Source organism: Neobacillus nitrireducens (genome assembly GCF_030915405.1).
GTDB lineage: Bacteria > Bacillota > Bacilli > Bacillales > Cytobacillaceae > Neobacillus.
On the sequence record NZ_CP133262.1, the window covers coordinates 4,743,916 to 4,757,453 of the forward strand.

Here is a 13,538-nt window from a genome sequence, read left to right on the forward strand (position 1 = left end):
TACTTTGATAAAAATCTTATCGCCAATCCTGATTACTTTTTTCCTTTCACCCCTTTGGCCATTAGGGCCAAATCCTATGCCGGGTGGCCCATTTGTTATTGTTAACAAAAGCAACAATGAAATGGCGTTTATTGATGAAAACAAAGTCCAAACGGTGGTAAGTGTAGGGACTGGTAAAACACAAGAATTAACCCCGGAAGGCCTTTTCACGATTACGGTAAAAGCAAAGGATCCTTATTTTCGGAAAGGGAATATTGCTGGTGGGGATCTGAAGAATCCTCTTGGGGCGAGATGGATAGGCTTTGATGCAAAAGGAACCGATGGTCGAACCTATGGCATCCATGGGACGAATCAGCCTGCATCCATAGGAAAATACGTCTCTCAAGGTTGTATTCGCACACAGAATGAGGTAGTTTCCTCACTTTATCCGTTCATTCCATTAGGAACAAAGGTATTAGTTATCTCTTCAAGTAAATCATTTGAGGCACTTGCCAAAGCTAGCGGCGCAATAAAATAGGGAAAGGGACTGTTCAATTGGAACAGTCCCTTTTTCATATATTTTTTATTATAGAAATGCACCAATTCCTATTAGGAGAGTTGAGGCAAGCATAGCGAATAACATTAACATAACTATAATTTTTCTCGTTTTCTTACTTTTCATTATGGGTACCTCCCTTAACATTTTGGAGCTTTATATCTATTGTACAAGGAAAAACAAAAATGAACAACGGAACAACAAAGTATTTTAGGAAGGATTTATGAACTTTTTCACGAATAAGTAAATTGTCGAATTAATTTTAATATTTAGAACAGAGGGGTAAGAATGATTAAAAAGGTCGACCATATTGGAATTGCTGTGAAGTCTATTGAGAAAACGCTTCCCTTTTATACGGATGTGTTAAAACTGCCATTGATAGGTATCGAAGAGGTTGGAACTCAAAAGGTAAGAGTGGCATTTTTACAGGCAGGGAGTACAAAACTTGAATTGCTAGAGCCTATCTCGGAGGAAAGTACAATTGCCAAATTTATCGAAAAACGCGGTGAGGGCATTCATCATGTGGCACTAGGTGTGGAATCGATTGAGGAAAGAATTAAAGAAATAAAAGAAAAAGGAGTTCGTATGATCGATGACCAGCCAAGAAGCGGCGCCGGTGGAGCAGATATCGCCTTCATGCATCCAAAATCGGCAGCTGGGGTTTTATTTGAGTTATGCGAGAAGAAGGGGGATGAAGGGGTAAATGATAGACATCTATGAAAAAATAAATGAATTGTATGATAAACGTCGCGAGGTTGAACTGGGTGGTGGTGATGAGCGAATTGATAAGCAGCATGAAAAGGGCAAATTGACTGCTAGAGAAAGAATCGAACTATTAGTAGACAAAGGCTCGTTTTTTGAATTGAATCCTTTCATTGAGCACCGGACCAATGATTTTGGTCTTGATGAACAAAAGGGCCCCGGGGATGGGGTTGTGACCGGTTTTGGGAAGGTAAACGGCCGTCCCGTCTATCTTTTTTCGCAGGATTTTACTGTTTTTGGCGGTGCATTAGGGGAAATGCATGCCAAGAAGATTGCTAATGTGATGGATTTAGCTGCGAAAAATGGAGCACCTTTTATTGGCCTAAATGATTCGGGCGGAGCGCGCATTCAAGAGGGCGTCGTTTCGTTAGATGGATACGGGCATATTTTTTACCGAAATGCCATTTATTCGGGTGTCATTCCGCAAATTTCGGTGATTTTAGGTCCGTGTGCAGGTGGAGCCGTCTATTCACCTGCTATTACTGATTTTGTGTTTATGGTTGAAAAAACGAGTCAAATGTTTATTACCGGACCTAAAGTCATCGAAACCGTGACAGGTGAGAAAATATCAGCTGAAGAATTGGGCGGTGCAAATGTCCATAGTTCAATCAGTGGAAATGCTCATTTTCATTCCGATTCAGAAGTTGAGGTATTACAAAACGTCCGCAGGCTATTGAGTTATCTTCCACAGAATAATGAAGAGAAGCCACCTAGAGTTGAGGTACAAGAGGACGAGGATTATCGACCAGATTTAATGGATGTGATTCCGTTCGATACGGTACGACCTTATGATGTCCGAAAGGTAATTGAGCATGTTGTTGACGAGGATTCTTTCATGGAAATTCATAGGGATTTTGCTAGAAATATAGTTGTTGGCTTTGCTCGGGTCAAAGGCGAATCAGTCGGCCTTGTCTGTAATCAGCCAAAAGTGATGGCAGGAGGATTGGATATCGATTCGTCTGATAAGGCGGCTCGATTTATCAGAACCTGTGATTCTTTTAATATCCCAATCATAACGTTTGAAGATGTTACTGGCTTCTTCCCGGGTGTTAAACAGGAACACGGGGGAATCATTCGCCACGGGGCTAAAATATTATTTGCCTATTCCGAGGCGACCGTGCCGAAGTTGACGGTTATTCTAAGAAAAGCTTATGGTGGTGCCTATGTGGCGTTAAACAGTAAGTCTATTGGTGCTGACTTGGTATTTGCCTGGCCCAATGCGGAAATAGCTGTTATGGGTCCCCAAGGGGCAGCTAATATCATTTTTGCTAAGGATATTAATAATAGCGAAAATCCTGAACTTACAAGGCAGCAAAAAATCGATGAATACCGTGAAAAGTTTGCCAATCCCTATGTGGCAGCAAGCAGAGGCATGGTTGATGATGTCATCGATCCACGAGAAACCAGAATGAAGATTGTTCAAGGATTAGAAATGCTTAGAAACAAAAAAGAGTCAAGACCATATAAAAAGCATGGAAATATCCCGCTGTAAATCAAAACCAATTAGCCAACTCCCTTTCATTTGATGATACATTTATTAAAAGGTATACTGATATAGTGAGTACATAATTGGAGGGTTCAATAGAATGGTTAATCAGGAGCGTCTTTTGAATGAATTTTTGGAACTTGTGCAAATTGACTCAGAAACGAAATTTGAAACAGAAATTGCAAAAGTATTAAAACAAAAATTTACTGAGCTTGGTCTCGAAGTTTTTGAAGATGATACGACCTCTGTGACAGGACATGGGGCAGGCAATTTAGTTTGTACATTAGCAGCAACTAAAGAGGGTGTGGACCCGATTTATTTTACTTGCCATATGGATACAGTTACACCAGCAAAGGGTGTAAAACCATCGATTAAAGATGGCTATGTGGTTACTGATGGCACGACGATTTTGGGGGCAGATGATAAAACAGGTATTTCTGTCATGCTAGAAACCATTCGTCAATTAAAAGAACAGAATCTTCCGCATGGTTTGATTCAATTTGTCATCACCGTTGGGGAAGAATCAGGTCTTGTCGGTGCAAAAGCGCTTGATCCTTCATTGATGAAAGCAAAATTTGGCTATGCCCTTGATAGCGATGGCTTAGTTGGTAACATAGTTGTAGCTGCGCCCACACAAGCAAAGGTAAAAACCGTTATTTATGGGAAAACAGCTCATGCTGGTGTAGCACCTGAAAAAGGGGTCTCTGCGATTACGACTGCAGCAAAATCGATTGCAAGGATGCCGTTAGGAAGAATTGACCACGAGACAACGGCAAACATTGGCCGCTTTGAAGGTGGTCAGGCAACCAATATCGTTTGTGACCGTGTCGATATTTTGGCGGAAGCACGTTCACTTATCCCTGAAAAGATGCAGGCTCAAGTCAGCAAAATGAAGGAAGCATTTGAAACGGTTGCAGCAGAAATGGGCGGCAGAGCCGAAGTGAATGTGGAAGTCATGTATCCTGGCTTTAAATTTGCTGAAGGAGATCATGTTGTGGAAGTCGCTCGCAAGGCTGCGGCAAAAATCGGTCGCAGCTGCGAATTGCAGCATAGCGGAGGCGGCAGTGATGCCAACGTATTTGCCGGCTTTAACATTCCAACAGTTAACCTTGCTGTCGGTTATGAAGAAATTCATACAACTAACGAACGGATGCCAGTAGAAGAATTGTACAAGCTAGCTGAAATGACACTTGCCATTATCGAAGAAGTGGCCAATCAATAATACTTTGTAAGGAGAACCTAACTGATGGTTCTCCTTTTTGATATAATTAGCGATGAAACTGTATTGAGGAAGTGCCGGCGTGAAGGAAATGTATCCTAAAAATGGAAAGGTTATTTTACATGTTGATATGAACAGCTTTTACGCATCGGTTGAAATGGCTTATGACCCTAAGCTTAAAGGTAAACCACTTGCGATTGCAGGAAATGTTGAGGAGCGAAGAGGAATCATAGTTACCTGCAGCTATGAGGCGAGAAAATTTGGTGTGAAAACCACGATGCCTCTGTGGGAAGCGAGAAAACTTTGTCCGCAGTTAGTCGTCATGAAGCCAAATTTTGAACGTTATCGTGCCGTTTCCCTTGCGATGTTTGAAATTCTTAGGCATTATACTGACCTTGTTGAGCCTGTTTCGATTGACGAAGGTTACTTAGATATAACGGAAAGCTTTGAATTCGGCAGTCCGATAGAAATTGCCGAAAGTATTCAAAAAAGGATTCATGAACAACTAGATATACCTTGCAGTATTGGGATCGCTCCAAATAAGTTTTTAGCAAAAACGGCATCAGACATGAAAAAGCCAATGGGGATTACCGTTCTTCGAAAGCGTGATATACCGAAAGTCCTTTGGCCCTTGAACACGAACGAAATGCATGGTGTTGGAAAAAAGACATCCGAAAAGTTAGCGTCTATTGGGATTCACACAATTGGTGATTTAGCAAATGGCAATGAACTTCAACTTAAAACGCTTCTTGGCATTAATGGAATTCGATTAAAAGAAAGAGCCAATGGGATGGATCATCGCCCTGTTGATCCGGAATCGATTGAAGAATTTAAAAGTATCGGCAATTCAACGACCCTGCCTAAGGACGTTAGTAATCAACTTGAACTTTTCCATGTGTTAGAATCACTAGCTGAAACGGTTTCTGTAAGGCTGAAGCGAAAGAAGGTCCTTGCGTCTACGCTCGGTATAACGATACGTTATAAAGATCGAAAGACGATTACGAGAAGTAAAAAACTTACTAACCCAATCGATCATAAAGAAGATCTTTCATCGTTTGCAAAGCAACTTTTTCTAAAATCATGGAATGGAGACCCGATACGATTGTTGGGAATCACAGGCACTGATTTAGTGGATTCTGACCATGCCTATAAACAGTTAGATTTATTTTCCTATGAAAAGGATGCGAAAAAAGAACCGTTACTAAATACGATTTCTAGTCTTCGTGAAAAGTACGGGAAGAGTATCATAGAAAATGCAGGGGCGCACCAAACGGACGGTTCTCAAAATATCGGAACAGGAACGAGCTTTAATAAAGATTTTCTCCGAACCTTTCCTAATAAAAATGAGGATCCAGATTAAAAAAGCACCACTTTGCTGTCAAAACAAAGTGGTGTTTTTGATATTTACTTACACATATCAACCTCTAAATCAGTTACAGGCCACCAGAAGTAGCCGTCTTTTTCTAACAGCTCATCCACTTTCTTAGGTCCCATCGTTCCAGATTGATAATTAGGGAAGTAGTCAGCCTTTGTGCTTTCCCAAACAGCCGAAATTTTATCTACAAAGCTCCACGAATAGGCGACTTCATCCCAATGGGTGAAATTCGTGGCATCACCGCGCATGCAATCTAAAAGGAGTTTTTCGTAACCTTCAGGTGTATTCATCGCATGGATGCCTGTATTGGCAAAGCTTAGTTTTACTTCTTGTGCATCCAAATGTCCACCCGCTTTCTTGGCGTTTAAATGTAGGGTAATTCCCTCCTCGGGTTGAATATGAATGACCAAGAGGTTCGGATTTAACATTTTTTCTGTTTGGTAATATAAATTCATCGGAATATCTTTAAATTGAATGACAATTTTAGTTGATTTTGTCGACATTCTTTTTCCAGTTCGAATGTAAAATGGCACACCAGCCCAACGGAAATTATCAATCATGATTTTACCAGCAACAAAGGTTTCAGTATTCGATTCTTTGTCCACCATTGTTTCCTCACGATAGGCGGGAACCTGGACATCCTCGATTGTGCCCTCACCGTACTGTCCGCGAACAAAATATTCATTTACCTGTTCACCCTCAACCGTTCGAAGAGCTCGAAATACACGAACCTTTTCAGAGCGGATTTCATCGGTAGTAAGGTTAATAGGCGGTTCCATCGCAAGCAATGCCACCATTTGCATCATATGGTTTTGCAGCATATCTCTAAGAGCTCCGCTTGTTTCATAATAACGGCCGCGTTCTTCCACCCCGAGGACCTCACTGGAGGTGATTTGAATGTTCGAGATATAGCGGTTATTCCAAAGCGGTTCAAAAATAGCATTGGCGAAACGGATTACCTCGATGTTTCGAACCATTTCTTTGCCCAAATAATGATCGATACGATATACTTCCTTTTCTTTAAATGCACTCCTGATTTGCTTATTTAGCTCGATTGCAGAGGCTAAGTCATGTCCAAATGGCTTCTCAATCACAAGTCGTTTATAGCCTTTTACATTTGTCAGTTTATCTGATTTTAGATGCAGAGCGATGGTTCCAAAAAATTCAGGGGCCATGGCGAGATAAAAAATGCGATTGCCTTCTAATTGATAATGTTCATCAATCTCATCTGCTAAATTTTTTAACCTGGCATATGAATTGGAATCAGAGACGTCATGTGATTGATAATAAAAATGGGAGACAAATTCATCAATCCTGTCTTTTTTTCCTAATGCAGATAAAACGGAATCTTTAACAGATTGTTGAAACTCTTCGGTAGAAAGGGATCTTCTTGCCACGCCAACAACCGCAAATTTATTTAATTTACCTTTCTCAAATAACCGGTATAAGGAAGGAAACAACTTCCGTTTTGCTAAATCACCAGTCGCACCAAAAATCATAATTAATGAAGTCACGTTTCTAGTTTGCGTCAAAGTAAAGACCCTCTTTCTAGTTATGTAATTTGTTGGTTCAATTAATATCGCATTCATTGATTTTATAGTATTCCGCTAGCCTTCGCAAAAATAAAACTCCAAATCACGATTATTTTTCATTTAATAGTCTGTGTTATTCACTTATTTCTTAAAGGTCCTCTAGGAGAAATTGATTTCTTTTTGTGCTATATTAACAATATTGGATAAAAGGAACGGATGGAGAGGAGCTATTATTAGTGGACATATTTTTCCTGGGAACAGGGGCAGGAATGCCGGCAAAACTTCGCAATGTAACGTCAATTGCACTGAAATTGTTAGAAGAGCGGGGAGCGGTTTGGTTATTTGATGCCGGGGAGGCTACCCAGCATCAAATTCTACATACATCGATAAAACCACGCCGGATTGAAAAAATCTTTATTACCCACCTTCATGGTGATCATATCTATGGCTTGCCTGGGTTATTATCAAGCCGTTCTTTTCAAGGCGGGGAATCTGAGGTAACGGTTTATGGCCCTAAGGGGATTAAAGACTATATTCATGTCAGCCTTTCATTAAGCCAGACCTATTTGAAATACCCGCTTGATGTCATTGAGATTGACGAGGGAATGATTTTTGAAGATGAGCAGTTTACGGTGGAAACCCTCAGACTTGATCATGGCATACCTTCGTATGGTTATCGAATCGTCGAAAAGAATCGACCTGGAACCTTACTTGCAGATAAGCTGAAGGAAGCGGGTGTACAACCGGGCCCTATTTTTAGAAAAATTAAAAATGGTGAAACCGTTACCCTTGAAGATGGCAGGACCATTGATCCGAATCAGTTTCTTGGTCCCGAACAAAAGGGGAGAATAGTCACGATATTAGGGGACACGCGGTACTGCGAAAATGCGATTTCATTGGCTGAAAATGCCGATCTTTTGGTTCATGAAGCGACTTTTTCAGCGGGTGAAGAAAGACTTGCCCACGACTATTTTCATTCGACCACGCATCAGGCGGCGGAAGTTGCAAAGAAGGCCGGTTGTAAGCAATTGTGTCTTACCCACATAAGTTCCCGTTATGACCGGAATGCTTGGCGAGAATTGGTAGCTGAAGCAAAGGAAGTATTTCCGAATACAGATATTGCCGAGGATTTTAAAGAAATAACCCTGCCACTAAAGTAATTTAAAAACGCACTTACCAAAAATAGGTAAGTGCGTTTGATATAAACAGGGAAACCTCAGCCCCAAAAAATCAAGCTATTACTCTTTTTCCCTTAGTTCACTTAAACGATAGGTGGTCCCCCTCCAAACAATTCCGCCGCGTTTAAAGGTAAGAAAACTTGCCCGTATGATCGAATAAATAAACAGCAAGGCAGTAATTGGAAAGACTAAAAACATCAAAGGGGAGAATAAGGTTAACTTTTTTATGACCACCACATAAAGTATTCCGCAAAGCACGATATTTCCGAAGCTTAAAAGAGCAACCATTTTGTTTCCTGAAAAAATCATTACAAAGGGCAGGACGTTGGTGATAAATACCCCTAGTACTGCAAAGATTATCATGCTGATTCGATAATGCAATCCGGCAAATGTGTTCTTCTCTAGACCGATGAAAGCTTCTTTTAAACTTCCATACCATTCCACTTCGATTAAATGCAGTGCAGTCACAATTCTTTGGTGGTAGCCGGCTTTTTTCATTTTCATCCCGAGCTGCAAATCATCGTCCGGACGCATTTTTATTTTCTCATGTGTTCCAAACGATTCATACGCCTCTTTCAATACCAGATTAAACGCACCAATCCCTGTGCCAATTTTTGATTTTGGATTATTTGCTAACCAAGGGCGTTTAAAGTAAGAAAAGCCAAACAGGAAAAAAGCAACAAATGTCTTTAACCAAAATACTTTCGCGCTTAGGTTTGGCGCCGCGGTTAGGTGGTCCAGCCGGTGTCTTTCAAAATAATGAAGTGCTTTTGCGAAGGCCTGTTGCTCATATTTTACATCGGCATCGGTAAACAACAGCCATTTACCTGATGCCTGAAGCGTGCCCCTATATAAGGCGTTATTCTTCCCAAGCCAGCCCTCTGGCAATTGTTCAATATGGATGACCCTTATTCGCGAGTCTTTTTTTGTTAATTCTTCCATGATGGTTCCAGTTGTGTCGGTTGACCGATCATTGACAAGAATCCATTCCACATTTTTGTAGGTTTGCTCCAACTGACTGAGGATACTTGCTGCTATTTGTTTTTCCTCATTACGGGCGGCAACAACTACCGATAATAGTGGTCCAAGTTCCAAGTCCTTTTCTTTTTCCAGTGGATCTATTTTTCGTAACCCAACCAATCCATCGAAAAGAAAAACAATCCAGACTAGAATTCCTAAAGAAAATAAGATGGTTAGCATGCCTGACACTTCCCTATTGCCTTTTTTACTAGTGTAATGTAATCAGGGCAAAAATCAAATTTAGGAAGGCTGTTCTGCAGTTTGAAGCTTGGAACTTAATTCAGCTCCCATTTTTTTTGATTGGGCAGTTGCTGCTTTAATGCACGAGATAAAGGCCTGCTGGACTCCGTGTTCTTCTAGAACTTTAATGCCAGCTTCGGTTGTTCCTCCCGGGCTTGTTACTTCTTTGCGCAGCTGTGTAGATGATTTGCTTGAGTTTTTCACCATCCTGCTGCCCCAAGCAGTGTTTGAACAATTAATTCACTGGCCATTTCCTTGTCCAGGCCCACTTCAACGGCACTTTTTTCCATGGCTTCGATTAGATAATAAATATAGGCGGGTCCACTCCCGGAGAGGCCCGTAACGGCATCCAACTGCTCTTCCTCCACAAATGAGGCCAAGCCAACTGTTCCAAATAGTTTTTTGATAGTTTCCAGCTGCTGCTCGGTCACGCGCTGATTTACGGCAACGGCAGTGGCCGATTTTGCAACTGCTGCCGAAGTGTTCGGCATCGACCGTACAATCGGAAGTGGAATTTTTGCCAATGTTTCAATCGTATTCATGGAGACCCCGGCTAAGACAGAGACGACGAGCATTTGTTCCGTTAAGTGTTCACGAATCGATTGGATGGCAGTCGCGACATCCTTTGGTTTCATAGCTAACATGACAATGTCAGCTTGATTAAATAGTTCATTCAGATTATAAGTCGTTTGAATTCCATACCTTGTTTCTAAGTTTGCTAATCTTTCTTGATTGGAATTGTTTGTAATCCAGATATTCTTTTTATCTATAAAACCATTTTCGAGAATTCCTGAAATGAATGCTTCAGCCATCGATCCTGCACCTATAATTGCGATTTTTTTCATGTATCTTCCTCCTCTTCTTTTTCCAGAAAAAACAAAAAGACCTCTCATCCGTAAAGGACGAAAGGTCTAGCTTCCGTGGTACCACCTTCATTTACCCTTGCTTAAATTTCAAGAAGGGTTTACTCGACTCCGATAACGCCGGACGTGCGTTAGGTTTTCCTAAGTGCTCCTAAGGTAGGTTCAATGATTAAGAGGGCGGTGAAGTCTTTCAGCCATCGAACTTCACTCTCTAGCGCCATTTCTCATTTACTGGTCTTATTCATCGCTTTAACGAATCAAATTTTACTAGTGATTATGCAAGATAAACAACCTATCTGTCAAGAGTTAAGTTTATTGAATTTTTTATTTTTTCTAAAAAGTTATGTAGAAATAATGACAATTGACTTAAAAATGAGTACACTTTAATTTATACAATAAATGTCACATATTGTTCATATCTATAAAATCGAATTCTTTATTTGAGAATAATGTAAGGGGATTTATAAATGACAGAATGGAAAGATGGAATTGCCAAGATTACGGTTCCGACTCCTTTTGCGGTCGGAGATGTCAATGTCTATTTGGTTAAAGGTGAGCGCTTAACACTCGTTGACGCGGGTGTAAAAACGGAACAGTCCTGGGAGTCGCTTAAGGAACAAATGGGGAAGTTAGGATTAAGCCCATCCGATATCGAGCAGGTGATCCTAACACATCATCACCCTGATCATGTTGGGATGCTGGACTTTTTTCCGGATTCCTTAGAAGTATATGGTCATCATTTGAATGAACGATGGATTTGTCAAACAGAAGGCTTTTTTCAAGTACAAGAAGAATTCTTCCGTGTCCACTTTCGAGAGTTTGGTCTGCCTGAGGAATATTTTCCGTTACTTTCTAAGTTAAGAAAAACATTGAAATATTCATGTAACCGCTCATTGACTGGACATCTTGTTGAGGGAATGAGACCTCTTGGGCTTAGTGAGTGGCAGGTCATTGAAACCCCAGGTCATGCCCAAAGCCAAATTGCCCTCTACCGGGAAAAGGATGGGGTTTTGATTGGCGGAGATTTAATCTTAGCTCATATTTCGCCGAATCCCTTGCTTGAGCCGCCTGCTCCCGGTGAAACTGAACGTCCGAAGCCGCAGTTGCAGCATAATGACTCCATGAAGAAGCTGCTATCGTATCCGATTCAATGTGTCTACACAGGTCATGGTGAGGAAGTCTACAAGTTAGCAGAGCTGATTGAAAAGCGGCTGACACGCCAATACGAACGAGCAATGACGGTCCATAGCTGGTTAAAAGAAGAAGAGCTGACCGTATTTGAAATTTGTAAACGACTGTTCCCGTCTGTTTATCAGCGCGAACTAATGCTGACCATTTCGGAAACAGTGGCACAACTTGACTATTTATCATCTATCGGGGAGATTAGTAGTAGGGATACTAAGCCCATGCTTTATCAAGCTAAATTATAGGCAGTGGCGGATCAACTCAGATGAGGTGTAGAAATGGTTAGGGAACAATTAAAAGGTAGGAATATCGTGATTACAGGTGCATCAGGAGGAATCGGCGCGGAAATCGCCAAGCTATGTGCATCAAGTGGTGCCCATCTTGTGCTCTTAGCACGGAGCATAGGGAAACTCGAGCAACTGCGAATGGATCTCCAGCAAAAGCATCAGGTGAAAGTGGATGTCTTTCAACTGGATGTATCTGATACAGCTCAGGTACAGGCGGTTTTTCAACAGATTTTTGATACCATCGGAGATATTGATATTCTTGTCAATAATGCCGGATTTGGAATTTTTAAGGAAGCTCATTTGGCGACAATGGATGAAATCAAGGGAATGTTTGATGTCAATGTTGTCGGGCTTATGGCCTGCACAAGCATGGTGCTGCCAAAAATGCGCGAAAGACGCTTCGGCCATATTATTAATATTGCTTCACAAGCTGGGAAAATTGCCACTCCTAAATCGAGTGTTTATTCAGCCTCGAAACATGCTGTGCTCGGATACACGAATTCACTGCGAATGGAGCTTTCCGATTATAATGTACAAGTGACTTCGGTGAACCCTGGGCCAATTGCCACTAACTTTTTCAATATTGCCGATGAAAAAGGCACCTATGTTAAAAATGTACAGAGATTTATGCTCCAGCCTGAGTATGTTGCCGAGAAGGTCGTCAACAGCATGCTGACGAAAACAAGGGAGATTAATCTTCCCCGCTGGATGAATATGGGAAGCGTTGTGTACGTCCTCTTCCCACGGCTGTTTGAGCGGATTGGCCGAAGAGCGTTTAATCAGAAATAAGCCATATGTTAAGCCTCTTTTTCAGGGGCTTTCTGTTTTAACCGCTAAAGAACGAATCTTTCTTGAAGTATGTAAAAAATAAATCAGATTTTGCATCTCGTCTTGCTTCCTTTTTTGACCATGTTACGGAGATATATACGTTTAGAGAGGGGAATGGAAGAACCCAAAGGGGATTTTTTAGAACTCTTGCTCTTCAGAATGGATTTAAATTAGACTGGACAAAAGCAGATGAGGAAGAAGTTGTTGTACATCTACAATTTTACCCTCAATTTGATATACCATTTATCTTGCAAAAATATATGTAGTCTTAATCTCCTTAGTTGAGTTACTAGTGATATATAAAATAGGCGGAGAATTTCCGGTTAAATTCAGAATGGAGCTCTTTTCGGAGGAAATAAGTGGATAATTTCCGGTTATGCAAAGAAAAATCCCTCATTTTTATGTTTTTCGAGTCAATAGGCGGAATCTCTCCGTCTATTTATGCCATCTTCAGCACTGTTTTCAAATTAAGGGGAATTTCTCCGCTTATTTGTCAAACCCTGTGCTTAACCTGCCTCTCATCTTAGTTCCGTTGCCTGTCACCACCCAGTTTATGTAGAATTTTGTCTAAATTGATAGAGTCAAAGTCGTCTAAAATAGGACGGTTTTGACTTTTTTTTTCATAAATGAAATAAACTAGACAAAGAGTGTTGGGAACATTGACGGAAACGGAAATACAACAACTTCAGATAAACCTATACAATGAGAGGTATTTTCATTTAATTACAACATCCCAAACATACTCTAATTATGTTAAAAAAAGTAAATACACTAGGTTGTTATGTTATTATAGTATAAGACTACCTACCATTTTTGGAGGATTATTAAATGGATGTATTAGCACTAGAACAGGAAATTAAGGACTTGCGTTCTGAATTATATAAAATAGGGGGAGCAACAAATAAATATTCGATGGGTGAAATATTAAAAGTTAGCCAAAAATTAGACGAGAAAATTTTTCTTTATCAAAAGGCAAAAATATCGTTTCCGTTATTTTATTAAAAAAATGAATTAGGGAACATTTTTCC

Annotated in this window: 13 protein-coding genes and 1 pseudogene; 10 read left to right on the forward strand and 4 right to left on the reverse strand. The window is 40.6% G+C overall.

The window, feature by feature from the left end; translation table 11 throughout:
- Window positions 1-4: 4 nt before the first annotated feature.
- Window positions 5-517 carry a L,D-transpeptidase gene (locus RCG22_RS23150; RefSeq protein WP_098261726.1) on the forward strand — a complete coding sequence of 171 codons (513 nt, stop codon included), beginning with the start codon at window positions 5-7 and terminating at the stop codon, window positions 515-517.
- Window positions 518-565: 48 nt separating this feature from the next.
- On the opposite strand, the gene prli42 is transcribed toward RCG22_RS23150, so the two are convergent.
- On the reverse strand, window positions 566-682 hold the full coding sequence (gene prli42 / locus RCG22_RS23155; protein ID WP_308104880.1) for a stressosome-associated protein Prli42: 117 nt from the start codon (window positions 680-682) through the stop codon (window positions 566-568).
- A 141-nt stretch (window positions 683-823) separates the two neighbouring features.
- Between prli42 and mce the strand changes: the two genes are divergently transcribed.
- The 4 genes from mce (at window position 824) to RCG22_RS23175 (ending at window position 5,362) form a co-directional block, all read left to right on the forward strand.
- Complete coding sequence (gene mce, locus RCG22_RS23160; RefSeq protein WP_308104881.1) at window positions 824-1,255, forward strand: methylmalonyl-CoA epimerase; 432 nt, start codon at window positions 824-826, stop codon at window positions 1,253-1,255.
- Entirely contained in the window at window positions 1,239-2,789 is a 1,551-nt protein-coding gene (locus tag RCG22_RS23165; protein WP_308104882.1) for an acyl-CoA carboxylase subunit beta, read from the forward strand. Before mce ends, RCG22_RS23165 begins: the two co-directional genes overlap by 17 nt.
- Window positions 2,790-2,883: 94 nt before the next feature.
- Complete coding sequence (locus tag RCG22_RS23170; protein WP_308104883.1) at window positions 2,884-4,005, forward strand: tripeptidase T; 1,122 nt, start codon at window positions 2,884-2,886, stop codon at window positions 4,003-4,005.
- A gap of 79 nt (window positions 4,006-4,084) precedes the next feature.
- On the forward strand, window positions 4,085-5,362 hold the full coding sequence (locus RCG22_RS23175; RefSeq protein ID WP_308104884.1) for a DNA polymerase IV: 1,278 nt from the start codon (window positions 4,085-4,087) through the stop codon (window positions 5,360-5,362).
- A 44-nt stretch (window positions 5,363-5,406) separates the two neighbouring features.
- On the opposite strand, the gene zwf is transcribed toward RCG22_RS23175, so the two are convergent.
- Window positions 5,407-6,876, reverse strand: coding sequence for a glucose-6-phosphate dehydrogenase (gene zwf, locus RCG22_RS23180; RefSeq protein WP_308107231.1), 1,470 nt, complete (start codon window positions 6,874-6,876; stop codon window positions 5,407-5,409).
- 269 nt (window positions 6,877-7,145) lie between these two features.
- Between zwf and rnz the strand changes: the two genes are divergently transcribed.
- A complete protein-coding gene (gene rnz / locus RCG22_RS23185; protein ID WP_308104885.1) occupies window positions 7,146-8,069 on the forward strand; it encodes a ribonuclease Z in 924 nt (307 codons plus the stop codon).
- 78 nt (window positions 8,070-8,147) lie between these two features.
- Here the strand turns inward: rnz and RCG22_RS23190 are convergent, their stop codons facing one another.
- Both RCG22_RS23190 and proC read right to left on the reverse strand, forming a co-directional pair.
- Window positions 8,148-9,287, reverse strand: a complete 1,140-nt coding sequence (locus RCG22_RS23190) for a glycosyltransferase family 2 protein (RefSeq protein WP_308104886.1) — start codon at window positions 9,285-9,287, stop codon at window positions 8,148-8,150.
- Between the two features lie 60 nt (window positions 9,288-9,347).
- Window positions 9,348-10,192: pseudogene (gene proC / locus RCG22_RS23195) on the reverse strand (pyrroline-5-carboxylate reductase).
- A 485-nt stretch (window positions 10,193-10,677) separates the two neighbouring features.
- Between proC and RCG22_RS23200 the strand changes: the two are divergent.
- The 4 genes from RCG22_RS23200 (at window position 10,678) to RCG22_RS23215 (ending at window position 13,512) form a co-directional block, all read left to right on the forward strand.
- Window positions 10,678-11,640, forward strand: coding sequence for an MBL fold metallo-hydrolase (locus tag RCG22_RS23200; protein ID WP_308104887.1), 963 nt, complete (start codon window positions 10,678-10,680; stop codon window positions 11,638-11,640).
- A gap of 33 nt (window positions 11,641-11,673) precedes the next feature.
- Window positions 11,674-12,471, forward strand: coding sequence for an SDR family NAD(P)-dependent oxidoreductase (locus tag RCG22_RS23205; RefSeq protein ID WP_308104888.1), 798 nt, complete (start codon window positions 11,674-11,676; stop codon window positions 12,469-12,471).
- Between the two features lie 62 nt (window positions 12,472-12,533).
- The gene (locus RCG22_RS23210) at window positions 12,534-12,776 is read left to right on the forward strand and encodes a hypothetical protein (protein ID WP_308104889.1); all 243 of its coding nucleotides are present in this window, start codon (window positions 12,534-12,536) and stop codon (window positions 12,774-12,776) included.
- A 562-nt stretch (window positions 12,777-13,338) separates the two neighbouring features.
- The gene (locus tag RCG22_RS23215; protein WP_308104890.1) at window positions 13,339-13,512 is read left to right on the forward strand and encodes an aspartyl-phosphate phosphatase Spo0E family protein; all 174 of its coding nucleotides are present in this window, start codon (window positions 13,339-13,341) and stop codon (window positions 13,510-13,512) included.
- Window positions 13,513-13,538 lie beyond the last annotated feature (26 nt).